Here is a 24,472-nt window from a genome sequence, read left to right on the forward strand (position 1 = left end):
ACTGATTCTCTCGAGGAGAATCAGTCTTTTCGAATTATACGTTGAAACGGAATAGCATGACGTCGCCGTCTTTAACGATGTATTCTTTACCTTCCAAACGCACTTTGCCGGCTTCTTTTGCCGCTGTCATGGAACCCTGTTCGACCAAGTCGTCGTATGCTACCGTCTCTGCACGGATGAATCCGCGTTCGAAGTCGGTATGGATTACTCCAGCACATTGTGGCGCCTTCATACCTTTGCGGAACGTCCATGCACGAACCTCTTGGACACCTGCTGTGAAGTATGTAGCAAATCCAAGTAAATTGTACGTTGCTTTAATCAGCTGATCCAAACCGGACTCTTTAATGCCCAGCTCCTCAAGGAACATTTCTTTCTCCTCATCTTCAAGCTCAGCCATCTCTTCTTCAATCTTCGCACAAACTACGATTACTTCTGCATTGTCCTTCTCTGCGAAATCACGAACTTGTTGTACGTAGGGGTTATTATCCGCATCTGCAATTTCATCTTCTGAAACATTTGCTACATATAACATTGGCTTGATTGTCAGTAAGTGCATACCTTTGACGACTTGAAGCTCATCATCTGTCAATTCAACGGAACGTGCTGCCATTGCATTTTCAAATGCATCACGTAATTTTAGTAGAACAGGCTCTTCCACCATAGCTTCTTTGTCTTTTTGTTTCGCCATTTTGGAAACGCGCGCTAAGCGCTTATCTACGCTTTCCATATCCGCAAGAATCAATTCTAGGTTAATGACTTCAATATCATCTATTGGACTTACTTTTCCTGCTACATGCGTGATGTTTTCATCCTCGAAACAACGAACTACCTGACAAATTGCATCTACTTCGCGAATATGTGAAAGGAATTTGTTCCCGAGTCCTTCGCCTTTACTTGCCCCTTCAACGATTCCTGCAATATCCGTAAATTCAAATGCAGTCGGTACCGTCTTCTTCGGTGTGACAAGCTCAGTCAATTTATCTAAGCGCTCATCTGGCACCTCAACAATTCCTACGTTCGGATCAATTGTACAGAACGGATAGTTCGCCGCCTCTGCTCCTGCTTTTGTTATTGCATTAAATAAAGTGGATTTCCCCACGTTAGGAAGACCTACAATCCCAGCTGTTAACGCCATTATTCCCACACCTTTCTTATCTATCCAAAGCTTACATTATTCGTTAGTCAACCACTTCATTATAAGGACTACACAGTAGATTGTCCATTTGTTCTCAAGAGTCGTTCTTCAGTAGAACCTTTTTCATCTTCTTAGCAAACTCATTGCGCGGAATCATGACACTATGCCCACAGCCTTCACATTTAATTCGAATATCTGCGCCCATTCGAATGATTTTCCAAGCATTTGTGCCGCAAGGGTGCTGTTTTTTCATCTCCACTACGTCATGCAAGTTAAACTCTTTGTCCACCATCTTGTGAATCTCCTTCCTTATGTTCTTCACGTATTACCATTCGTGGGTAAGGCATTTCGATCCCGTTCAAATCCATGAACTTCTTTAAATCCTGTCGAAGTTTACGACCTACATTAAAGTTAGCAACCGGTTCCGTTTCAGCGGCAATACGTAGCAAGATTCTTGACGGTTCTATACTTTGTACGCCCAACACTTCAGGTATTCCAATAACTTCTGAATAACGTTCTTTTGGTAACTTTCTAAGGAACTCCTTGATTAATTCCTCTGCGTGATCAATATCCGTTTCATACGATAACGCAAGATCAAGTAAAACCATAGAATTCGTAACAGAGTAATTGACAACCTCTCCTATTTGACCGTTAGGCACTGTATATAACTCGCCACCATATAATGCAATTTTCGTCGTACGAAGCCCGATTTCCATGACGGTTCCTTCACCTGAATTAATACGCACATAATCACCAACACCAAACTGATCTTCAAAAATGATGAAAAATCCAGATATAACGTCTTTCACTAAACTCTGGGCACCGAAACCGACAGCAAGACCTAGCACACCTGCACCTGCAAGAAGGCCTTTTACGTCTATTGAAAACTCCGTCAAAACAGCCAATATTGCGGAGAAATAGACAATGTATTTCAATGCATTTTCTAATAGCTTAATCATAGTTCTCTCACGTCGTTCTGTTTTACGCATCGGACTTTTCAACTTAATAGCAAAAAATCGGCGAATCAACATTTGCCCGATTTTGACGACGATACCTGCTACGGCAATAATTAATATGATGCGAATAGCAAAGAACCCAGTGCTAAGCCAAAAATCCACGTCAAATAGAGTGTCTTTTACTTGTTGAATTGCTTTTTCTAGACCTTTTAGGTTTTCTTTCACTTCTTCTTTTGTAGCAGAAGTTGATGCCATGGAAAGAAATCCTCCTTTCGTATAAACCATTACCCCTCAGGACATACTGCACAACAATACGTGCACAGAATATACTTTAGCGTAAATATATCACAAAGGACTGGTGTCTCCCTATGTATAGAGCTGAACCCTCTTCTTATCATTACCGTATTTCCAGTAAAGAAACCGGTGTCGTGTGGAAATTAAGTTCTTATTTCATGCAACATATTCCGTTTAAACAACAACCCATTATTTTTTATTGTATCGGAACCGATCGTTCTACTGGTGACTCACTCGGGCCTTTGACAGGCTCCTACTTATCAGAACTAAGTCTATTTCCTTATACAGTAGTCGGCACGTTACAAGACCCGCTACACGCCTTAAATCTTCAGCAACGTATGGAGCTCACAAAGTCATTATATCCTAATGCATTTGTAGTGGCGATCGATGCCTGCCTAAGTAAGAAGGATGCAGTTGGTGACCTATTGTTTCATAGCGGTCCCATTGCACCAGGGAAAGCAGTAGGTAAAGAACTCCCCTTGGTTGGTGATGTATCTGTCAAAGGAATCGTCAATGTTGGTGGTTTCATGGAGCAAGCTGTTTTACAAAGCACGCGTCTTCATCTGCCGTTTGAAATGAGTCGTATGATTGGCCGAGCTTTACAATTAGCACATCATCGTCAGCCTTCAAAAAGCATATACAATCGTCACAATGACCCCAACTACCGCAATACCTGGAATGAAATTAGCTACCCGAATTTTCGTCAAGCCGATTAAATTTAACCCAATTGCCGCAATCATTAAGCCGCCTGTAGCTGTCATTTCAGAAATGAATAACTGCATTAATTCATCAGGGACAAATCGACTGAGGATGGTGGCAAGAAAGGTTATACTCCCTTGATAAATTAATAGGGGAATTGCTGCAAATGCTACGCCAATACCTAATGCGGAACTGAAGATGATGGAAGTGAATCCATCTAATATTCCTTTCATTATTAAAACGCTGTGATCATTACGTAGACCACTATCAATAGCCCCGATAATTGCCATGGACCCTACGCAAAAAAACAATGTGGCCGTGACGAACCCTTGTGCAATTCCCGGCCCTTCTTTTTTAGCTGGTAACTTTCTTTCAATCCATTGCCCTAATTGATTAACCTTTTGATCGAGATCAATCCATTCACCGAGGATTGCGCCTACCACGATACTGAGAATAACAATGACAATCTGTGTTGTTTCAAACGTCATTTGCAAACCAATTGCTACTACGGCCATTCCAATTCCATACATGATGGTTTCTTTCATTCGTTCCGGTATCCCATATAAAAACCTTCCGATTAACGTACCGATTATAATCGTCAGTACGTTAAACAGCGAACCAAATAATATCATGTAGTCACGTCCATGTTCTTTTCAAGAATAAAACCTACTTTGCAATGAAAGCAAAATAGGTTTGTGTATCATCACTCAGCGTTCAATAATTCAAGAATACGTTCAAAGTCTTCATCCGAGTGAAACTCGATTTCTATTTTACCTTTTTTCTTCGTTTTCTTGATCGTTACGTTTGTACCGAATTGTTCACGCAGTGTGTTTTCCTGTGCTTCAATAAAAATATCCTTTTTCTTTTCCTTCTTTGTTTCACGTGGAACATCTTCATTTAAATTTTGAACTAGTTTCTCTAACTGACGAACATTTAACCCTTCTGTTTTGGTCTTTTCGGCAACAGATAAAATCTGTTCTTTTTTACGCAAACCGAGTAGTGTACGACCATGTCCCATTGAAAGTATTCCGTGGGAAATGTCTTTCAACACTTTTTCCGGTAATGTGAGTAGACGAATGTGGTTGGCGATATGCGGTCTGCTCTTACCTAATCTAAAGGCAAGTTGCTCTTGTGTTAGCTTTAGACTTTCCATTAAGTTTTGGTATGCCTCTGCAACTTCAATAGGAGATAAGTCTTCACGCTGCAAGTTTTCTAGAATAGCCATTTCCATTGATTGTTCATCTGTTAAGTCACGTACAACTGCTGGAATTTCCTTTTTGCCTGCCAATTCGGAAGCACGAAATCTTCTTTCCCCTACAACAATTTCATATTGAGTACCTACACTTCGTACAATAATGGGTTGCAGAACGCCGTGTTCCTTAATTGATTCGCTTAATTCATTCAATGACACTTCATCAAATTCTTTACGTGGCTGATATGGATTGACTTTAATGCTTTTCAGACGTATAAGCTCTACCTTTTCCAATGTCTCACGAGGAAATAATGCATTCAGACCTTTACCTAGACCTTTACTCATTCTCCACCACTTCCTTTGCCAGCTCTGAATACACTTCCGCACCTTTTGATCGTGGATCATATAATATAATCGGTTTTCCATGACTCGGTGCTTCACTTAAACGAACGTTACGTGGAATAATTGTTTTATACACTTTATCTTGGAAGTATTTCTTTACTTCTTCAATAACTTGAATACCTAGATTGGTCCTGGCATCAAACATTGTCAATAATACGCCATCAATATAAAGTGCTTCATTCAAATGTTTCTGGACTAGACGGATCGTACTGAGCAATTGACTAAGTCCTTCAAGCGCATAGTATTCACACTGTACAGGAATAATAATCGAATCGGAAGCCGTCAATGCATTCAATGTTAAAAGGCCAAGAGATGGAGGACAATCAATAATGACATAATCATAGTCATCTTTAATGTCTTGAATTGCATGTTTCATACGAACCTCACGTGATATCGTAGAGACGAGCTCAATTTCAGCTCCCGCAAGTGAAATAGTAGCAGGGACAATTTCAAGGTTTTCAATTTCCGTTGCTAGAATCACGTCACGTACTGGCACATCATCGATTAACATATTATAAATACAGTCTTGTACATCACCTTTGTTAACCCCGACTCCACTCGTTGCATTTCCTTGCGGATCAGAATCAATTAAGAGCACTTTTTTGCCTAAATGGGCAAGGCATGCACTTAAGTTTACAGAAGTCGTCGTTTTACCGACTCCGCCTTTTTGATTTGCTATAGCAATAATCTTACCCACTCTTGCACCTGCTTTCTTTCCTTTTTCATTTATCTTACTAGTATACCAAAGTTTTGCTGGTTGCTTCGTATGTTTGAAATGCCTGACAAGTAAACTGTTCTATGTGGTCTATTTCAGTTTATCATCTTCACTGTACGAACTCTATTGATATATAAGAAAACTCTTGCTAGTAAATCAGCAAGAGTTTCCATTCGTCACTTTTTACATATTTTTACCGTAAATGTGTAGAATTCTTCAGAATCCACTTCCTCGGATGCTACTTCAATGCCACTCTTTGCAATTAGTGCAAGAGATTCTCGCAACGTATTCACTGCAATACGAACATCCTTACTAACAGCTTTCTGTCGAGAACCACGTCTTCTTGCAGGCTGCACTTTCTCAACTGACTCTGTGGGATACATGATTTCTTTAATTCTAGCTTCCAGATCTTTGACGTTATATTGATTCATCTTAATTTCTTCCAGCACTTTCAGCTGAAGAGTAGGTTCCTTCAATGGCAATAGTGCACGGGCATGTCGTTCAGATATCTTTTTTTGCAAAATTGCTGTTTGAACAGGTTCAGGTAATTTCAACAATCGCATCTTATTCGCAATTGTAGACTGCCCTTTACCAAGCCGTTGTGCCAATGCTTCCTGTGTTAATTCATGTAGTTCTAGTAAACGTTCATAAGCATGTGCTTCTTCAATTGCTGTCAACTCTTCACGCTGCAAGTTCTCAATTAAAGCAATTGAGGCGGTCTCCTTATCATCCAAGTCCCGTACAATTGCCGGTACCTCTGTCCAACCAAGCTTACGCATGGCTCGAAATCTTCGTTCCCCTGCAATAATTTCGTATGTTCCATCATCTTTTGTTCGAATGACAATGGGTTGAATAACACCGTGTGTATGAATGGTCCTAGCTAGTTCTTCAATTTTTTCTTCATGAAAAATCGTCCGTGGCTGATATTGATTCGGTGTAATTGAATCAATTGCAATTTGTGCTACCTTCTCCAGATGATGAACTTTTACTTCTTCTATCGTAGTCATCTTTTCTCCCCCACCAAAAAAACGCGAAAAAGTACTTTTCAACCTCTGCACCACCTTTTCGAAACTATTCCCTTTTTTCTCTTCTATACATTTGTTTCACGTGAAACATTTCCCACAATTAGTTTGCTGTGATCGGTGTTTTATTAGGTACGCCTGGTTTTCTTGGGTATTTCTTAGGTGTCTGCTTTTTCTTTTCAAATACAAATATGTGCCGTTCACTGTGTTCTTCCGGTAATACGAATTCATGTTCATTCTGTAAAACTGCCCCTAGTAGTTTTACAGCACGGGCTGCATCTTTCATTTCTTCAGATGCGGCTGCACCTTTCATAGAAACAAAAAGCCCTCCCTGTTTGGCAAGCGGAATACAAAGTTCCGACAATACCGATAACCTTGCTACCGCGCGTGCAGTCACTACATCAAACTGTTCACGGTACTTCGGATTACGACCAAATTCTTCAGCCCTGGCATGAACAAACGCCACATTTTCAAGCTTTAACTCACCGGCCAAGTGATTTAAAAACGTAATACGTTTATTCAGTGAATCTACAATCGTCACATGGAGGTGCGGATAGATGATCTTCAACGGGATGCTTGGAAAACCAGCTCCAGCCCCAACATCACAAACAGATTCATACTTGTTGAAGTCTACATAAAATGCACTTGTGATGGAATCGTAGAAATGTTTTAGGTATACGGAAGGTGCATCCGTAATTGCCGTCAAGTTCATCTTTTCATTCCACTCGACGAGTACTTCAAAATAGCGTTTGAACTGTTGCTTCTGTGCATCAGACAACTCAAAGCCTTTTTCTAGTAGAGCTTCGTAAAACTGTTCTTCCGTCATATTCTCATTCCTTTTCAAAAAGACTGACGCTGCTAAGCGCCAGTCATAGACTCAACCGGATACTTTCGCAATTTTTCCTTGTTCAATATAGACAAGCAAGATGGAGATATCTGCTGGATTGACACCAGAAATACGTGATGCCTGTGCAATCGACAATGGTTGGACTTCTTTAAGATTTGCTTTTGCTTCTTTCGCAATACCTGAAATCGCATCATAATCAATGTTTTCTGGAATCCGCTTATTCTCCATCTTTTTCATTCTTGCTACTTGCTGCATGGATTTTTCGATGTATCCTTCATACTTAATGAAAATCTCCACTTGTTCCGCCACTTCTTCATTCATTTCTTCAAGAGGTGGAACTACTTTACGCAGTTCGCTATACTTCATTTCCGGCCGCTTTAGTAAATCAGCTGCCTTCATAGGCTCACGAAGTGCTGTTCCATCGACTTCAGCGATAATTGCCTGGATCTCTTCAGTCGGTTTCACAGTAACCTTGCGTAAATGATCAATCTCCGCATCAATTTGTGCTTTCTTCGCCAAAAATTTCGTGTGGCGCTCTTCACTAATCATTCCGTTTTGATAACCAATTTCAGTTAAACGCATATCGGCATTATCATGACGAAGTAAGAGACGATACTCTGCTCGCGACGTCAATAGACGATATGGCTCGCTCGTACCTTTAGTGACCAGGTCATCGATGAGTACACCGATATACGCATCACTGCGCCCTAGAACGACCTCTTCTTTGCCAAGTACGTTGCATGCCGCATTGATCCCTGCCATCAATCCTTGTGCTGCGGCTTCTTCATATCCCGAAGTTCCGTTGATTTGACCAGCCGTGTACAAGTTTTTGATTTTTTTCGTTTCTAGCGTCGGCCAGAGTTGTGTAGCGATTATAGAATCGTATTCAATTGCATAGCCAGCACGCATCATTTCAGCCTTCTCAAGTCCCGGTACGCTCGCAATCAGGCGATGCTGTATATGTTCGGGTAGACTTGTTGACAACCCTTGCACATATACTTCCCTCGTATTGCGGCCTTCAGGCTCGAGGAATATCTGATGACGTGACTTGTCCGCAAAACGAACAATTTTATCTTCAATGGACGGACAATAACTTGGTCCTTTTCCTTTTATCACGCCCGAGTACATTGGAGATAAATGAAGATTTTCATTGATGATTTCATGAGTTTCCGGAGTTGTGTACGTTAACCAACATGGCAACTGATCCATAATAAACTCCGTTGTTTCATAACTGAAAGAACGCGGTACGTCGTCTCCTGGCTGAATCTCTGTTTTACTGTAATCGATCGTATTGCTGTTGATCCGTGGTGGTGTTCCAGTTTTGAATCGAACCGTCTGTAAACCGAGTTCCTGCAAATGTTCTGCTAGTTTGATGGACGGCATTTGGTTATTCGGTCCACTAGAGTATTTCAGATCTCCAATGATCACTTCTCCGCGTAAAAATGTACCTGTTGTAATAATGACAGTCTTCGCACGGAAAATTGCACCGATTTGCGTCACTACGCCCTTTATTTCGTCGTCTTCTACGATCAACCGCTCGACAACCCCCTGGCGAAGTGTCAAATTCGGCTCTTCTTCTAATATCCGCTTCATTTCTTGCTGATATAGTACTTTATCCGCCTGTGCACGCAAAGCACGCACTGCCGGACCCTTTCCTGTGTTTAATAAACGCATTTGAATATGCGTTTTGTCTATGACCTTTGCCATCACACCGCCAAGTGCGTCTATTTCCCGCACTACGATACCTTTTGCAGGTCCTCCTAATGAAGGATTACACGGCATGAATGCAATCATGTCTAAATTCATTGTTAAAACTAATGTCGATGCGCCCATCTTGGCTGTTGCGTAGGCTGCTTCTGCGCCTGCATGTCCAGCTCCAATGACGATACAATCGAACGTGCCTGCTTCAAATTGTGGCATGTTCGTTCATCCTTCCTATTTATAAAATCATTATTTTCCGAGGCAGAACTTTGAGAACAACTCTTTAATTAAACTATCTTGAACAGTATCTCCGACAATTTCGCCGAGAATCTCCCATGTACGTGTAACATCTATTTGAATCATGTCGACAGGAACTCCTGCTTGCGCAGCTTGTACCGCGTCATCAATCGTATTGCGTGCTTGTTTCAGTAACGCAATATGACGAGCATTGGATACATACGTCAGGTCATTTGATTCCAATGAACCTTTGAAAAACAGTGCGGCGATCGCCTCTTCCAACTCAGTTATACCTTTCTCTTGAAGGATGGAAGTAGTAATTACACGATCTCTTCCCGCCACCTCATAGACTCTTTCCAGATCAATCTTTGCTGGTAAATCTGTTTTGTTGACGATGACCAACATATCCATATCGGCAACAACTTCGAATAACCGCTCATCTTCATCCGTCAGCTCTTCAGAACTATTCACCATCAATAGAATGAGATCCGCTTCCTTTAGTACTTTCCTTGAACGTTCTACACCAATCCGCTCGACAATATCTTCCGTCTCCCGGATTCCTGCAGTATCGACAAGACGCAAAGGAACACCGCGAACGTTCACATACTCTTCTATAATATCACGGGTCGTACCCGCGACATCAGTGACAATCGCTTTATTTTCCTGCACTAGGCTATTCAGCAACGATGACTTTCCTACGTTCGGGCGTCCTACAATTACGGTAGACAGTCCTTCACGCAAGATCTTTCCTTGCGATGATGTACGCAATAACTCATCAATCTCGTCCATTACCCATGTTCCTTTTTCTATCATCAAAGGAATTGTCACTTCTTCTACGTCATCGTACTCTGGATAATCTATATTAACCTCTACTTGTGCAAGTGTTTCGAGTAGTGCCTGTCGCAATTCACCGATCAAGTGGGATAGTTTCCCCTCCATCTGATTGAGTGCAACGTCCATCGCTTTATCTGTTTTGGCCCTAATCAAATCCATAACGGCTTCGGCCTGAGATAAATCAATACGGCCATTTAGAAATGCTCGTTTGGTAAACTCGCCGGGTTCTGCTAATCTAGCCCCTTCTGTCAATACCAATTGAAGTACTCGATTGACCGAAGTGATACCTCCGTGACAGTTGATCTCCACTATGTCTTCGCGCGTAAAAGTCTTTGGCGCTTTCATGATCGACACCATAACTTCCTCCACTAACTCTTCAGTGACGGGATCATGTAAATGTCCATAATGAATTGTGTGCGACGGCTGTTCGCAGAGTGGCTTGGCTGCTGGTGACTGGAATATACGGTCTGCAATCTTCCATGCGTCATCGCCGCTCAGACGAACAATGGCAATCGCTCCTTCTCCCATGGGAGTGGAAATGGCGGCTATTGTATCAAAATGCAAGTTTTTCACCTTCCTGGCTTTGTTGTGCACATGTGCATATCTTTTATAGCGAATACTACTTTCTAACAACCTATATTATCATAAATCGTCGGAATCTCCTAACGCGCAAATTTAAAACGTGTGGGTAATTTCAGGAATTTTGGACCAAGCGTCACGGTAATTTATCATGTGCTAGCAGTCGACAAAGAACACTGTCGTTTCAAGTTTTCTAGTGTAGAAAGTTTCTTAAACAAATATGTGGGGTGGGAAAGTGAGAGTGGTTTTGAGGTGGTGAGTTGAGGTGCGCTGAGCATCAGCATAAAAGATGTCCTATTAGCGAAGGTAACATCTCAATTCACGTCTAATGCAAAGCGATCCTAATTGAAGATGGATACTAAAATCGTCATTCCTTGCATTTTTACGCATTAAAAACCCCATAGAAAACTCTACGGGGTTTAGTTTTATTCGATTCCTTTGATGACAATGTGTCGGTATGGGTCTTTTCCTTCCGAGAATGTCTCGATATCGAGTCTTAGGGATAATGCATTATGGATGACTTTTCTCTCGTAGGAAGGCATCGGCTCTAGTGCAACTTGACGTTTTGTCCGTACTGCACGATCCGCCATGCGATCTGCCAGTTGTTCGAGTGATTGCTCTCGACGCTCACGGTAATCCGCAACATCTATTCGAACAATTTTGAACTGTTTTGTCACCTTATTGGCTACGAGTTGTGCTAATTGCTGGATCGCATTGAGCGTTTGCCCTCTTTTACCTATTAAGAACGCTGCCTTTTCACTTTCAAGCTGGAAATTGATGTACTTCCCTTTTGTTTCATACGTAATATCTAAATCTTCGATACCCATTTCTTTTGCCATGTTTTCAATGTACTGTTTCGTTTCTTCAATAGCATCTTTTTCATTGTAGATTTTAGTTTCAGGTACTCTTTCACTTTCCTTTATATCCACAACATTTTCCGACTGCTCTTCTTTAATTTGAGGCTGTTGTACAACATCCGGTGCCTTAGTGACTGGAGATAATACTTCACTGTCATCTGTAATCGTCTGTGCCGGTTCAATTACTCCAGCGCTGACAAGTTTAGGGTCTGGCTCCGTTTTCTCTAAGACAGTTACAAGCACTTCTGCTTGCTTTACGCCAAAACCGAGAAAACCTTTCCTCCCACTATCCAGCACTTGTATCTTTACTTGATCTTTTGTTACACCTAGGTCCACTAAAGCCGATTCAATTGCTAGCTCAACGGTTGCTGCCCTTTGTGTAAGTTGTTTCATTTCTTTTTCCCTCCTGTTTTCATTACTTCGACGTTTTTCGGCTTATCGAACGGCTTGTAGATGAAAATGTTTTGGAGCAGTGAAATGATATTTCCGACGATCCAGTATAAAGCAAGTGCTGCTGGTAAGAATGATCCGAATACCATAATCATAAATGGCATAATATACATCATCATTTTCATTTGTGGGTTATCCATTGCGGGTCCTGTGCGAAGAACGGTTAATTGGAACAATCCAGCAATGACTGCAAATATAATACTTGGTGAACCAAGTGCAACACCTAGGAAGTTGCCTAACTCAATCGTTGGTGTAGCATTCATCCGGCTAATTGCATGGTAGAAACCAATAAATATGGGCATTTGAATGATTACCGGTAGACATCCTGCAACTGGATTAATCTTTTCGTTGATCATAATCTGTTGCATTTCCTCTTGATACTTTTTCTGTGTGACAGCGTCTTTAGATTTATATTTCTCTTTCAACGCTTTAAGTGTCGGCTGAATTTCTTGCATACGCTTTGAACTTTTCGTTTGTTGAATAATTAATGGAAGCAATGCAGTACGAATGATTGCTGTAACGACAATAATTGCTAATCCATACGTACCTAACCATGATTTGAACTTCATAATCAATGTAACAAGTGGCCAAACAATATACTCGTTCCAAATTCCTGTACTTTCAGCCGTGATTGGTTCTCGGAATTCCGAACAACCTGCCATAAAGACGGCTACAACAACAAGTAATGAAAGGAACACTATTTTCTTTTTCAACGTTTTTTCCCCCAAACAGTTGCAAGATCTCATTTGTAATTTTTTTCAGTGTAACATGATGGCTTTGACCGTTCTATATCCAAGTAGAACTTTAATTTCACTTAAAGACTTTTGCAACTTTTAGAACATGTCGCAGATTTTTTTTGGCCGTATGGAAATCGAGCGTGGCTGCTTGATTCCTTGCGATAATAACATAATCTAGATCAGATTTAACTTCATCTTTCATTTCTAAGAACGACTGGCGGATATAACGTTTAATCCTGTTACGCGTAACGGCATTACCGACCTTTTTGCTGACGGATAAGCCAATTCTAAACTCTTGCTGATCTTCCTTCTTATAGGTATAGACAATAAACTGTCGGTTGGCAAAAGACTTTCCTTTTTTAAACACCGTTTGAAACTCTTTGTTCTTTTTAATTCGCTGGCTTTTCTTCATAATAGCACCTGCTTTTATTTTCTACCGTCTTAAACTGCTGATCCACTATATAGAGGAAATCTACTAGCTATTTAAAATCGCTCTAACAGCTAAAAAAAAGACCACTGATGTCAGTGGCCTTATGCTGAAAGAACTTTTCTTCCTTTACGACGACGAGCTGCTAAAATTCTACGGCCGTTTTTCGAACTCATTCTTTGGCGGAAGCCGTGGACTTTAGCGCGTTTACGTTTATTTGGTTGGAATGTACGTTTCATTTCGTAAGACACCTCCTGCTTTGATTGTCTCTTTTTCCTACTATGACAGTCTTGAACAGTATAGCGATTCAGTAAAGAAATGTCAATGCTTTTCTATTCCTTCTCTTGGGATCTACTCACAATGACTTTCATTTCCACAGGTTACTTATCCACAACGGAAGAAGGTTGTGCTCTGGATGAAATGTTGACGTCTAAATTTGTGGATTTTTTTATCCGGCATTTGTCGACAAGTTTTTCACATATTCAATCCTGTGGATAACCAGTTTATGCACAGTTAATGGGATTGTGCATAAATCATCAGACTCCTTGTCAATATTCAGTTTCCCTGTTACAATTAAAAAGCTTTTGTTGTGTATATAATTTATAGCTGAAATCTTATCCACATATGTGAATACAGTGTGGATAGTTTTTTCAACATGTTTCGATAATTTCTATCCACAGCCTTGGATACTGTGCATAAGTGTATTCGGGGCTTTTTAATATTTCATTGTAAAGGAGGCACACGATTGGAAAATCTATCGAGTTTATGGGAGCAAGTATTAATGAATATCGAAGCTAGGGTTTCCAAACCCAGTTTTGAAACGTGGTTAAAGTCAACAAAGCTATTAACGTATGAAGCTGAACATGCAACTATTTCCGTTCCGAATTCATTCGCTAAAGACTGGCTTGAGACACATTACGTCCATTTAATCACGGGAATCTTATCCGAATTGACTGGTGAAGATCGAATCGTTGAATTTATAGTTCCGCAAGATCTAGCAGAGAACGATATTAAATTACCAAAATCACAGCCGAAACCAGTAGAGAAAGCACCCATGATCAACTCAGCGGGTATGCTAAATCCAAAGTATACCTTTGATACATTCGTCATTGGATCAGGAAATCGCTTTGCCCATGCTGCTTCACTAGCAGTGGCTGAAGCGCCCGCGAAAGCCTATAATCCGCTCTTTATATATGGTGGTGTCGGATTAGGAAAGACACACTTAATGCATGCAATCGGTCATTATGTGCTGGAGCAAAACCCTGCGTTAAAGGTAGTCTATTTATCGTCTGAAAAATTCACGAATGAGTTCATTAACTCTATACGAGACAATAAAGCCGGTGATTTTAGGGATCGCTACCGAAACGTAGATATTCTGTTAATTGATGATATTCAATTCCTAGCTGGAAAAGAACAAACACAAGAAGAATTCTTCCATACGTTTAATACGTTGCATGAAGAATCAAAGCAAATTATTATTTCCAGTGACCGTCCTCCAAAAGAAATCCCCACACTGGAAGACCGTTTACGTTCTCGCTTTGAATGGGGATTGATCACGGACATAGCTCCACCTGACTTAGAAACAAGAATTGCGATTTTACGTAAAAAGGCGAAGGCAGACGGTCTAGTCGACATTTCAAATGATGTCATGTTGTATATTGCAAATCAGATTGATACCAATATTAGAGAGCTCGAAGGCGCATTAATCCGCGTCGTTGCCTACTCTTCATTGGTAAATGCTGATGTCACAACTGACTTGGCAGCTGAAGCATTAAAGGATATTATTCCAAATTCCCGTCCACGGATTATATCCATTCTAGACATCCAAAAGGCAGTCGGTGAGCACTTCAATATCCGATTAGAAGACTTTGTAGCAAAAAAACGGACACGGGCTATTGCATTTCCACGTCAAGTTGCGATGTATCTATCGAGAGAGCTAACAGACTCCTCACTGCCGAAAATTGGTTCGGAGTTCGGTGGTCGAGATCATTCAACTGTTATACACGCACATGAGAAGATTTCTAAACAGCTCGATGAAGACAAAGCATTGCTACAAGATGTCCAAGATATAAAAAAGGTTTTAGGTAGAGCATGATGGTCTGTGGATAACTGTGGACAAGTAATGCAGGGTCGTCCACTTATTATACACATGTGGGAAACTATGATTCTCATACATTCAAAAGGCTTTTCCACATATCCACAGGCCCTACTACTATTACTACTATATTTAATTACTTAATTATTATTATATAAGCGAGGTATCTATATGCAGTTTGAAATTATGAGAGACAGATTATTGGATGGATTGAGCGATGTGGTGAAAGCGATCAGTTCAAAAGTAACGACACCTATTTTGACTGGTATCAAATTAGAGATTACTGAAAAGGGGTTAACAATGACTGGAAGTGATTCAGATATAACGATATCCACTTTCATTCCAGTAGAAGAAGATGGTACTCAAATTATTCAAACGATCCAACCAGGTACATTGGTGTTACAAGCAAAAGTCTTCAACGAAATCATTCGCAAGCTCCCAACAAATGAAGTCATGATTGAGTTACGTGACGGAATGAAAACGCATATTCGTTCTGGACAGTCTGAATTTCATATTATTGCCCAAAGTGCTGATGAATATCCCATTTTGCCGGATGTAAAAGATGCAGAGCGCTTTGAAATGCCTGCAGACTTGATGAAATCGCTGATTAGAGAAACTGTATTTGCAGTATCCCAACAAGAGACACGCCCAGTTTTGACAGGCGTTCAATGGATTATGAAAGAACATGAGCTGTATTGTATCGCAACGGATAGTCACCGATTGGCTAGACGAATTGTGACACCCGAGATTCAAGCAAACTCACCATTCAATGCGGTAATTCCAGGTAAAAGTCTTCAGGAACTAAGTAAGATATTGCCGGATGACACTACAGCCGTAGAAATTTTTATTGCGAATCAGCAAGTATTATTCAAGCTTCACAACGTCTTGTTCTATTCAAGACTACTCGAAGGTAATTACCCTGATACATCTCGTCTGATCCCGACTGAATACAAAACGTCCATCACAATTAATGGACGTAATTTGTTACAGGCAATTGATCGTGCGTCTTTATTAGCCCGTGAAGATCGGAACAATATCGTGCATTTCTCGACAGATGGTAGTCCACATGTGCAAATCTCTTCTAACTCACCGGATGTCGGAAATGTAGAAGAATTGGTAGAAGCTGTGGATATTGAAGGAGAGCCATTAAAAATTTCTTTTAGTGCGAAGTATATGATGGATGCCTTGAAAGCAATTGATGGCCAAGATTTAAAGATTCACTTCACTGGCAGCATGCGCCCGTTCATTTTGAAGTCCATTGACAGCGAAGCCATTCTACAACTAATTTTGCCGGTACGAACATTTTAATTTGAAACGAATGAAAATATCTTGTAATCAGGTAGTCAACATGTTGGCTACCTTTTTACTTATTGAGAAAAGTTAGGTAAACTAGAGGGACAGAATACTTTGTGAGGGATTGAATACAAATGGAAACCGTACAGTTTAATTCAGAATATATTACGCTAGGTCAATTATTAAAAATGACGAACGTTATTAGCTCAGGCGGAATGGCTAAATGGTTTTTAGGTGAAAACGTTGTCTACGTGAATGGCGAGCCCGAACAACGACGTGGTAAGAAATTATATGACGGAGATGTAGTAAATATCCCGGGTGCAGGAAAATACAAACTATCAGCGGATGAATCTGGACAGCCGGATGCATATTGATCGACTTAAATTAACGAACTATCGAAATTATGAGTCTCTGCAATTAAATTTCTCTCCCACGATGAACGTATTGATCGGTGAAAATGCACAAGGAAAAACCAATATCATGGAGGCTATTTACGTATTAGCCATGGCAAAATCTCACCGTACATCAAATGATCGAGAACTTATACGTTGGGAACAAGAGTGTGGTAAAATAGAAGGGGATGTCCAACGTAAATTTGGATATATGCCAATAGAGCTGACAATTTCTAAAAAGGGAAAAAAAGCTAGAGTCAATCATTTGGAACAAAACCGTTTGAGTATGTATGTTGGCCAAATGAATGTAGTCATGTTTGCGCCTGAAGATTTGAATATCGTAAAAGGCAGCCCACAGCTGCGCAGGCGTTTTTTAGATATGGAAATTGGACAAATCTCAAGAGTCTATTTACATGACTTGGTCAATTTTCAAAAAATATTAAAGCAACGCAATGCTTTACTAAAAGCAAACCGAGGTAAATTGGATCTTCAAGATGTGATGTTCGATGTATATACAGAACAGTATATTCAGGTGGCAGTTCAAATTATTCAAAAGCGTTTTTACTTTATGGAATTACTACAAAAATGGGCAAATCCAATCCATCAAGGAATTTCACGTGGTCTTGAAACACTAGAAGTTTCATATGGGACTTTAAAAGACCTACATTCTGGGCAGACTGCGGAAGAGATGGAGACGATTTTTGCTGATCAGTTAAAGAGTGTGCGAAGACGCGAATTAGAACGAGGGCTTACACTGGTAGGACCACATCGTGATGATTTGCAGTTTTTTGTCAATGGGTACGATATTCAGACCTACGGTTCACAAGGACAGCAACGGACGACTGCGCTTTCTTTGAAACTGGCGGAAATTGAGCTAGTAAAGCAAGAAGTGGGTGAAACTCCAATTTTATTGCTGGATGACGTGTTATCCGAATTGGATGATTACCGACAATCACATTTGCTGAGTACGATGCAAGGACAAGTACAAACATTTGTGACGACAACCAATATTGCAGGGATTGACCATAATACGATCCAGGAAGCAGCTATTTTTGAAGTGCATGATGGATCTGTTTCACCTAGAGATTAGATTATTGCGGTTAGATAGTTTGGGAAAGGAAAGGTGAACACCTTGGCAATGGAAGAAAAGGATATGCAGACAGCTTATGATGCAAATCAGATACAAGTTTTAGAAGGTCTTGAAGCTGTCCGCAAACGTCCTGGTATGTATATAGGGACGACAAGTGCAAAAGGGCTTCATCATCTTGTGTGGGAAATTGTAGACAATAGTATTGATGAAGCACTTGCAGGTTACTGTGATCATATTGAAGTAACGATAGAGAAAGATAACTGGATTCGAGTAGCGGACAATGGTCGTGGAATTCCAGTAGGCATTCAGGAGTCAACAGGTAGACCAGCCGTTGAAGTGATCATGACGGTACTTCACGCAGGCGGTAAGTTTGGCGGGGGTGGATATAAAGTATCCGGCGGTTTACACGGCGTAGGGTCTTCAGTTGTTAATGCTTTATCAGAGAAGACGGAAGTCTATGTTAAACGTGATAATAAATTATATGCAATTGAATTTTCTCGGGGGCCTGTCTCGAAGGAACTTGAGGTCATAGGAGAGTCGGATGAAACAGGTACTACAATCCGTTTCAAAGCAGATTCTGAAATTTTTACGGAAACAACTAGGTACGAGTACAGTATACTGTCGACACGCTTACGTGAGCTTGCGTACTTAAACCGTGGTTTACGTATTACTATTACCGATGAGCGTGGTGAGGAACCCGTATCCGAATTGTTCCACTATGAAGGTGGGATTAAATCATACGTTCAACATTTGAATGAAAATAAAGAGCCGATCTTTGAAGATCCCATCTACATTGAAGGCGAACGAGATGGTATTACCGTTGAGGTCGCTATGCAATACAATAGCGGCTACGGTGAAAACTTATTGTCCTTTGCTAATAATATTCATACGTATGAAGGTGGAACACACGAGCAAGGTTTCAAAACTGCATTAACTCGCGTGATTAACGACTATGCACGTAAAAATGGTTTATTGAAAGAGTCAGAGGATAATTTGACCGGGGACGATGTGCGTGAAGGTCTGACGGCAATTGTCTCCATCAAGCACCCTGATCCTCAATTTGAAGGTCAAACCAAGACAAAATTGGGTAACTCAGAAGTTAGTACGATTACGAATTCTTTATTTTCCGAGGCACTACAGCGCTTCTTAATTGAAAACCCAGTAGTAGCACGTCAGGTGGTAGGTAAGAGTACGATGGCTGCACGAGCACGTATGGCTGCGAAAAATGCTCGGGAGTTGACACGTCGCAAATCAGCGTTGGAAATCTCGAGTTTACCAGGAAAACTATCGGATTGTTCTTCAAGAGATCCAGCTATTAGTGAATTGTATATCGTTGAGGGTGACTCTGCTGGAGGATCTGCGAAAAATGGTCGCGACCGTCACTTCCAGGCGATCCTACCGCTACGAGGGAAAATTCTCAATGTAGAAAAAGCACGTTTGGACCGTATTCTAGGGAACGCAGAGATTCGTATGATTATTACAGCACTCGGTACAGGGATCGGACCTGAATTTAACTTAGATAAAGCTCGTTATCATAAGCTCGTTATCATGACAGATGCCGATGTGGATGGTGCCCACATTCGTACATTACTATTAACCTTCTTCTTCCGTTTTATGCGTCCACTAATTGAAGCGGGCTATGTATATATTGCACAGCCACCACTTTATCGTGTGCGTTCAGGAAAAAGAGAAGAGTATTGTTATGACGAAGAAACGTTGCAAGAGATTCTGAGCAGTATGCCTGCTTCACCAAAGCCGGATATCACACGATACAAAGGTTTGGGTGAGATGAATCCTGAGCAACTATGGGAAACTACAATGGACCCTGATAAACGTACATTCCTACAAGTCCGTATGGATGACGCAATAGAAGCGAATGAAACGTTTGAAGAACTAATGGGTGATGAAGTAGAACCACGCAGAAAGTTCATTGAAGATAATGCAGTTTACGTACAAAATATTGATACTTGATAAACTCTGACAGGTTATTTAGCAATGAACGAACTCATAGATGTTAGTGGTGAAAGGAGCTTGACAACATGGCAGACTTGCCAAAAGGCGGAGTGCAGGAAATAAATATTAATACAGAAATGAAGACTTCATTTCTGAACTATGCGATGAGCGTTATCGTTTCTCGTGCGCTTCCGGATGTTCGAGATGGTTTGAAGCCTGTACATCGCCGTATTTTATATGCTATGCATGATTTGGGCATCACTGCGGAAAAACCGCATAAAAAGTCAGCACGTATCGTAGGGGACGTTATTGGTAAGTACCACCCGCATGGTGATAGTGCGGTATACGACACGATGGTACGGATGGCTCAAGATTTCAGTTATCGCTACATGTTAGTAGATGGACACGGTAACTTTGGCTCCGTTGATGGTGACGGAGCAGCTGCAATGCGTTATACAGAGTCTCGTATGTCGCGTATTGCAATGGAATTATTACGTGATATCAATAAAAACACGATTGACTTCCAAGCAAACTATGATGAGCAGGAAAAAGAGCCTGTCGTCTTGCCAGGTCGTTATCCGAACTTGTTGGTAAACGGTACATCGGGAATTGCCGTGGGAATGGCGACAAACATCCCACCTCACCACCTCGGTGAAACGATCGATGCTGTACTCGCTTTGGCAGAGAATAGCGCAATTACAACTGAAGAACTAATGGAAATCATCCCAGGACCCGATTTCCCAACCGGTGGTATGATTCTCGGACGTAGTGGAATTCGTCGTGCTTATGAAACGGGTCGGGGTTCATTGATCATTCGCGGAAAAGCAGAAATTGAGACAGCTGCAAATGGTCGTGAAACAATTATCGTCAATGAAATTCCTTTCCAAGTGAATAAGGCGAAGTTAATTGAGAAAATCGCAGAGCTTGTGCGCGATAAGAAAATTGACGGCATCACACATTTAGCAGATGAATCAGATCGTACAGGTATGCGTATTGTCATTGAAGTACGAAGAGATGCCAATGCTAATGTATTATTGAACAATTTGTATAAACAAACTGCCTTGCAGACTAGTTTTGGGATCAATATGCTAGCACTGGTAGACAAGCAACCAAAAGTATTGTCATTGAAGGAAATTTTATATCATTACTTAGAACATCAAAAGGTAGTCATTCGCCGCCGTACACAATTTGATTTAAATAAAGCGGAAGACCGTGCACATATCTTGGAAGGATTGCGTGTAGCGCTAGATCATATTGATCGAATCATTGCATTAATCCGTGCATCCAAGACAACAGCTGAAGCAAAAGCGAACTTGATGGAGACATTCGAGTTATCTGATCGTCAGTCTCAAGCTATTCTCGACATGCGTCTACAACGTTTAACTGGACTAGAACGAGACAAAATTGAGTCTGAATACCAAGAGTTGTTGACACTTATTGCTGAATTACGTGCAATTTTAGCGGATGAACTAAAACTAATTGAAATCATTCGTGAAGAATTGAGCGAAATTAAAGAACGTTTTTCTGATGAACGCCGAACAGAAATTATGCTTGGTGGTTCTGATATGCTTGAAGACGAAGATTTGATTCCAGTGGAGAATTCCATTGTGACATTAACTCACCAAGGGTATATTAAACGTTTACCAGCTAATACGTATCGCAGTCAGAAACGTGGTGGTCGTGGAATCCAAGGGATGGGCACGAATGAAGACGACTTTGTAGAGCACTTACTAAATACTTCAACACATGACACGATTTTACTGTTTACAAGTAGAGGCCGTGTATTCCGTAAAAAAGGCTATGAGGTTCCAGAATACAGCCGAACTGCTAAAGGATTGCCGATCATTAATCTTCTTGACTTCCAAAAAGGTGAAAAGGTTACGGCAATGATCCCAATTGATGAGTTTACTGAAGATCACTATTTATTCTTCTCAACAAAACAAGGCGTTATAAAACGAACATCGATCATGGACTATGCCAATATTCGTGCGAACGGCTTAATAGCATTAGGCTTGCGTGAAGACGATGAATTGATCGCCGTTAGATCAACTGATGGAAAATCAGATATTGCGATCTGTACTAAACAAGGTATGATGATCCGCTTTGACGAGGAGAGTATCCGTCCACTTGGCAGGACTGCTGCGGGTGTACGTGGTATTAGACTGCGTCTAGAGGATGAAGTAGTTGGTATGGATATTGTAGAGGCAGGAGATGATATTCTAGTAGTCACTGAAAAAGGATACGGTAAACGCACACATGAGAGTGAATACCGATCTCAATCACGTGGCGGCTATGGATTGAAAACAATGCATATGACGGATCGAAACGGCAGTATTGTCGCGATGAAGTCGGTTAACGGAGAAGAGGACTTGATGTTAATTACGATTCATGGGATTTTAATCCGTATGTCTATTGGCGATATTTCTATATTTGGTCGATCAACACAAGGTGTACGACTCATCCGATTAGCCGATGACGAACGTGTAGCAACGGTCGCAAAGGTAGAAAAAAATGATGAACTTGAAGAAGAGTTAGATGAAGATGTAGAAGGCGAATTGGAAGTGTCTAAACAAGTACAGCCAGATATAGACATAGAGGCTGAAACAGATTCAGAAGAATAAAGAAAAGTTATTGAAGGGGCATAATATGTCACTTCAATAACTTTTTTGTTTTTATGGTAGAAAATACTTAGGTGTCTATCCATATAATTGAGAATATTGTATGATAATAGATAGAGAAAAGAAGAAATTAGGTGAGAGTATTGGATATTTACAAAGAGGTAAATGAATTAATACCAGGAAGTTATCTCAAAGAAGATTTGTACGTTAATACAAGAAATCCCATTATGGTTAAAGACACTAAGTTAATGTTAGAACATTTTGAGGTACTCCGTTTATTTGGTATTACCCGCGTGCTGGTCGAGTCAAAGGCACTTAGTAAAGTAGAACAAGGACAGACGGAAAAAATAACGGAAGTAAAATTAACTCCAGAAGTAGAGAAGCAGATGTCTCAAGGTACTCCTCCCAAGTCAAGGTCTTTGGAAACGTTATACGATGAGGCAGTAGATTCATACAGGAAAGAATTTATCAATTATAGATCAGGTAAGAAATTGGATGTTGCAGCCGTGCGTACAATTGTTTTGCCTGTAATACAAGCATTTTTGGAGAATAAGGAATACGTCAGAAGACTAAATGAGTTTTCTTCATTACAAAACTATCGCGCACACCATTCTATTAGCGTCGGTATCCTAGCGGCCTTAATAAGCGATGCAATGGGGTATGCGAGAGGACAAGTACTTCAAATTGGAATAGCAGGTGTACTGGCAGACAGCGGTATGGCAAAAGTTGATGAAAAGATTATCGACAAAGTAGCGTTTTTAACGGGTGAAGAGTTAAGTGAAGTGAAAAAACATGTCATTCATAGCTTCCAAATGGTCAACGACTCTTCATTAGTACGTCAGGAAATGAAAGTAGCAATTTTGCAACACCATGAGCGCTTTGATGGTAGCGGTTATCCGAGAGGGCTGAAAGGGCAGGAGATTACGGAAATCTCTCAAATACTCTCAGTGGCGGACGTGTACCATGCTATGGCATCCGAAAGACCATACAGACAGAAGGAAAGTTCTTTTAAAGTAATTGAGTTAATGAGAGAAGAGGAATTCGGGAAGTTTGATATGAAGGTAATTGAAATACTTCATGAACTGATCAATAAGTTATCGATTGGAACAAAGGTGAAACTGACGACTGACGAAATAGCGGAAGTGATTTACTTGCACCGTGACTTCCCGTTGCGACCAATTGTTAAAGTTCTAGATACCGGCGCGCATATTGATCTATCATCTAATAGAAAAATCTCTATCGTTAAGATCTTTTAATAAATGAACTCTATAAACAATGAGAAAGGCAAGCTAGTTTAAGCGGATGTGCATCTCTATATGTAAATTATGTAGTGGAATCATATCCGTATTTCATTGTAGGTATGGGGATTGTAATACTTATTTAAAATAATCTATAAAAAAGCTTGCATTCTAATAAACACGGTGGTATATTTATAAGCGTCGCATCAAGCGGTTGCCAAAACATCAAACTTAACTAGAAAAACTTTTTAAGAAAAAGTGTTGACAACAAAATGATGAGATGTTATTATTAGAAAGTTGCCTCTTACGAGAGATCAACGAAATGAACCTTGAAAACTGAACAGCAAAACGTTAACGAAATACAGTTTGTGCATCTAACGATGACGCAAGCAAAATGAGTATCATAATTGATGCTAGCAAATGAAACTCGAGCTAATCGAATTTTCGTTTTACTGACTGACAAGATGTAGTGAAGTGCTAGGAGATGAAAGAGAGAAGGAGGGAGCGTACTCAGGTACGTGACCGACTGATCGACTGAAATCGACGACGCAATTTGCTGCAGATTGTCTGTCAGTCTTATGGAGAGTTTGATCCTGGCTCAGGACGAACGCTGGCGGCATGCCTAATACATGCAAGTCGAGCGAACTGTTGGAAGCTTGCTTCCAACAGTTAGCGGCGGACGGGTGAGTAACACGTGGGCAACCTACCC

The 24,472-nt window shown here is 40.7% G+C and carries 22 protein-coding genes and 1 rRNA gene; 9 read left to right on the plus strand and 14 right to left on the minus strand.

Going from position 1 to position 24,472, the window contains the following annotated elements; genetic code table 11:
• Positions 1-34: 34 nt before the first annotated feature.
• The 3 genes from ychF to CSV61_RS06130 form a co-directional block, all read right to left on the minus strand.
• The gene (gene ychF, locus CSV61_RS06120) at positions 35-1,135 is read right to left on the minus strand and encodes a redox-regulated ATPase YchF (RefSeq protein ID WP_083034453.1); all 1,101 of its coding nucleotides are present in this window, start codon (positions 1,133-1,135) and stop codon (positions 35-37) included.
• 94 nt (positions 1,136-1,229) lie between these two features.
• Positions 1,230-1,427 (minus strand): DUF951 domain-containing protein, encoded by a 198-nt coding sequence (locus CSV61_RS06125; RefSeq protein WP_099638466.1) that lies wholly within the window; start codon positions 1,425-1,427, stop codon positions 1,230-1,232.
• Positions 1,408-2,346: a mechanosensitive ion channel family protein gene (locus tag CSV61_RS06130; RefSeq protein WP_099638467.1), complete on the minus strand. Its 939-nt coding sequence runs from the start codon at positions 2,344-2,346 to the stop codon at positions 1,408-1,410. Before CSV61_RS06130 ends, CSV61_RS06125 begins: the two co-directional genes overlap by 20 nt.
• A gap of 113 nt (positions 2,347-2,459) precedes the next feature.
• Between CSV61_RS06130 and yyaC the strand changes: the two genes are divergently transcribed.
• Positions 2,460-3,101, plus strand: a complete 642-nt coding sequence (yyaC, locus tag CSV61_RS06135) for a spore protease YyaC (protein ID WP_099638468.1) — start codon at positions 2,460-2,462, stop codon at positions 3,099-3,101.
• Here the strand turns inward: yyaC and CSV61_RS06140 are convergent.
• The 11 genes from CSV61_RS06140 to rpmH form a co-directional block, all read right to left on the minus strand.
• Complete coding sequence (locus CSV61_RS06140; RefSeq protein WP_099638469.1) at positions 3,012-3,716, minus strand: DUF554 domain-containing protein; 705 nt, start codon at positions 3,714-3,716, stop codon at positions 3,012-3,014. The genes yyaC and CSV61_RS06140 overlap by 90 nt on opposite strands.
• A gap of 71 nt (positions 3,717-3,787) precedes the next feature.
• Entirely contained in the window at positions 3,788-4,621 is an 834-nt protein-coding gene (locus tag CSV61_RS06145; protein ID WP_083034458.1) for a ParB/RepB/Spo0J family partition protein, read from the minus strand.
• Positions 4,614-5,375: a ParA family protein gene (locus CSV61_RS06150; protein WP_099638470.1), complete on the minus strand. Its 762-nt coding sequence runs from the start codon at positions 5,373-5,375 to the stop codon at positions 4,614-4,616. The genes CSV61_RS06145 and CSV61_RS06150 overlap by 8 nt, the downstream gene beginning before the upstream one ends.
• Positions 5,376-5,569: 194 nt before the next feature.
• On the minus strand, positions 5,570-6,442 hold the full coding sequence (gene noc, locus CSV61_RS06155) for a nucleoid occlusion protein (RefSeq protein ID WP_083034459.1): 873 nt from the start codon (positions 6,440-6,442) through the stop codon (positions 5,570-5,572).
• Between the two features lie 76 nt (positions 6,443-6,518).
• On the minus strand, positions 6,519-7,241 hold the full coding sequence (gene rsmG, locus CSV61_RS06160; RefSeq protein WP_083034460.1) for a 16S rRNA (guanine(527)-N(7))-methyltransferase RsmG: 723 nt from the start codon (positions 7,239-7,241) through the stop codon (positions 6,519-6,521).
• A gap of 51 nt (positions 7,242-7,292) precedes the next feature.
• Positions 7,293-9,182, minus strand: coding sequence for a tRNA uridine-5-carboxymethylaminomethyl(34) synthesis enzyme MnmG (mnmG, locus tag CSV61_RS06165; protein ID WP_099638471.1), 1,890 nt, complete (start codon positions 9,180-9,182; stop codon positions 7,293-7,295).
• A 30-nt stretch (positions 9,183-9,212) separates the two neighbouring features.
• Positions 9,213-10,598 carry a tRNA uridine-5-carboxymethylaminomethyl(34) synthesis GTPase MnmE gene (gene mnmE, locus CSV61_RS06170; protein ID WP_083034462.1) on the minus strand — a complete coding sequence of 462 codons (1,386 nt, stop codon included), beginning with the start codon at positions 10,596-10,598 and terminating at the stop codon, positions 9,213-9,215.
• A gap of 440 nt (positions 10,599-11,038) precedes the next feature.
• On the minus strand, positions 11,039-11,863 hold the full coding sequence (jag, locus tag CSV61_RS06175; RefSeq protein ID WP_099638472.1) for an RNA-binding cell elongation regulator Jag/EloR: 825 nt from the start codon (positions 11,861-11,863) through the stop codon (positions 11,039-11,041).
• A complete protein-coding gene (gene yidC, locus CSV61_RS06180) occupies positions 11,860-12,633 on the minus strand; it encodes a membrane protein insertase YidC (protein WP_099638473.1) in 774 nt (257 codons plus the stop codon). Before yidC ends, jag begins: the two co-directional genes overlap by 4 nt.
• A gap of 97 nt (positions 12,634-12,730) precedes the next feature.
• A complete protein-coding gene (gene rnpA / locus CSV61_RS06185; protein ID WP_099638474.1) occupies positions 12,731-13,069 on the minus strand; it encodes a ribonuclease P protein component in 339 nt (112 codons plus the stop codon).
• A 119-nt stretch (positions 13,070-13,188) separates the two neighbouring features.
• Positions 13,189-13,323, minus strand: coding sequence for a 50S ribosomal protein L34 (rpmH, locus tag CSV61_RS06190; RefSeq protein WP_029054388.1), 135 nt, complete (start codon positions 13,321-13,323; stop codon positions 13,189-13,191).
• A 506-nt stretch (positions 13,324-13,829) separates the two neighbouring features.
• Between rpmH and dnaA the strand changes: the two genes are divergently transcribed.
• The 8 genes from dnaA to CSV61_RS06230 form a co-directional block, all read left to right on the plus strand.
• Complete coding sequence (dnaA, locus tag CSV61_RS06195) at positions 13,830-15,179, plus strand: chromosomal replication initiator protein DnaA (protein ID WP_083034465.1); 1,350 nt, start codon at positions 13,830-13,832, stop codon at positions 15,177-15,179.
• Between the two features lie 171 nt (positions 15,180-15,350).
• Entirely contained in the window at positions 15,351-16,487 is a 1,137-nt protein-coding gene (dnaN, locus tag CSV61_RS06200) for a DNA polymerase III subunit beta (protein ID WP_083034466.1), read from the plus strand.
• 119 nt (positions 16,488-16,606) lie between these two features.
• Positions 16,607-16,846, plus strand: a complete 240-nt coding sequence (yaaA, locus tag CSV61_RS06205) for a S4 domain-containing protein YaaA (protein WP_099638475.1) — start codon at positions 16,607-16,609, stop codon at positions 16,844-16,846.
• A complete protein-coding gene (recF, locus tag CSV61_RS06210; protein ID WP_099638476.1) occupies positions 16,836-17,954 on the plus strand; it encodes a DNA replication/repair protein RecF in 1,119 nt (372 codons plus the stop codon). Before yaaA ends, recF begins: the two co-directional genes overlap by 11 nt.
• A gap of 48 nt (positions 17,955-18,002) precedes the next feature.
• Positions 18,003-19,925 (plus strand): DNA topoisomerase (ATP-hydrolyzing) subunit B, encoded by a 1,923-nt coding sequence (gene gyrB, locus CSV61_RS06215; RefSeq protein WP_233193528.1) that lies wholly within the window; start codon positions 18,003-18,005, stop codon positions 19,923-19,925.
• A 68-nt stretch (positions 19,926-19,993) separates the two neighbouring features.
• Positions 19,994-22,528, plus strand: a complete 2,535-nt coding sequence (gene gyrA, locus CSV61_RS06220) for a DNA gyrase subunit A (protein ID WP_099638478.1) — start codon at positions 19,994-19,996, stop codon at positions 22,526-22,528.
• A gap of 140 nt (positions 22,529-22,668) precedes the next feature.
• Entirely contained in the window at positions 22,669-23,781 is a 1,113-nt protein-coding gene (locus CSV61_RS06225) for an HD-GYP domain-containing protein (protein WP_143561059.1), read from the plus strand.
• Between the two features lie 557 nt (positions 23,782-24,338).
• Positions 24,339-24,472: ribosomal RNA gene (locus CSV61_RS06230) — 16S ribosomal RNA — on the plus strand; the annotation flags it as partial.

This window comes from Sporosarcina sp. P3 (genome assembly GCF_002743415.1).
Lineage (GTDB): Bacteria > Bacillota > Bacilli > Bacillales_A > Planococcaceae > Sporosarcina > Sporosarcina ureae_A.

What these genes read in the sequence shown, in the direction of transcription:
- dnaN (WP_083034466.1), top strand. Translation starts at nt 15,351, where the DNA reads ATGCAGTTTGAAATTATGAGAGACAGATTATTGGATGGATTGAGCGAT.
- mnmG (WP_099638471.1), bottom strand. Translation starts at nt 9,182, where the DNA reads ATGCCACAATTTGAAGCAGGCACGTTCGATTGTATCGTCATTGGAGCT.
- yyaC (WP_099638468.1), top strand. Translation starts at nt 2,460, where the DNA reads ATGTATAGAGCTGAACCCTCTTCTTATCATTACCGTATTTCCAGTAAA.
- CSV61_RS06145 (WP_083034458.1), bottom strand. Translation starts at nt 4,621, where the DNA reads ATGAGTAAAGGTCTAGGTAAAGGTCTGAATGCATTATTTCCTCGTGAG.
- gyrA (WP_099638478.1), top strand. Translation starts at nt 19,994, where the DNA reads ATGGCAGACTTGCCAAAAGGCGGAGTGCAGGAAATAAATATTAATACA.
- CSV61_RS06125 (WP_099638466.1), bottom strand. Translation starts at nt 1,427, where the DNA reads ATGGTGGACAAAGAGTTTAACTTGCATGACGTAGTGGAGATGAAAAAA.
- gyrB (WP_233193528.1), top strand. Translation starts at nt 18,003, where the DNA reads ATGGAAGAAAAGGATATGCAGACAGCTTATGATGCAAATCAGATACAA.
- CSV61_RS06140 (WP_099638469.1), bottom strand. Translation starts at nt 3,716, where the DNA reads ATGATATTATTTGGTTCGCTGTTTAACGTACTGACGATTATAATCGGT.
- recF (WP_099638476.1), top strand. Translation starts at nt 16,836, where the DNA reads ATGCATATTGATCGACTTAAATTAACGAACTATCGAAATTATGAGTCT.
- yaaA (WP_099638475.1), top strand. Translation starts at nt 16,607, where the DNA reads ATGGAAACCGTACAGTTTAATTCAGAATATATTACGCTAGGTCAATTA.
- jag (WP_099638472.1), bottom strand. Translation starts at nt 11,863, where the DNA reads ATGAAACAACTTACACAAAGGGCAGCAACCGTTGAGCTAGCAATTGAA.
- rpmH (WP_029054388.1), bottom strand. Translation starts at nt 13,323, where the DNA reads ATGAAACGTACATTCCAACCAAATAAACGTAAACGCGCTAAAGTCCAC.
- CSV61_RS06130 (WP_099638467.1), bottom strand. Translation starts at nt 2,346, where the DNA reads ATGGCATCAACTTCTGCTACAAAAGAAGAAGTGAAAGAAAACCTAAAA.
- rsmG (WP_083034460.1), bottom strand. Translation starts at nt 7,241, where the DNA reads ATGACGGAAGAACAGTTTTACGAAGCTCTACTAGAAAAAGGCTTTGAG.
- ychF (WP_083034453.1), bottom strand. Translation starts at nt 1,135, where the DNA reads ATGGCGTTAACAGCTGGGATTGTAGGTCTTCCTAACGTGGGGAAATCC.
- rnpA (WP_099638474.1), bottom strand. Translation starts at nt 13,069, where the DNA reads ATGAAGAAAAGCCAGCGAATTAAAAAGAACAAAGAGTTTCAAACGGTG.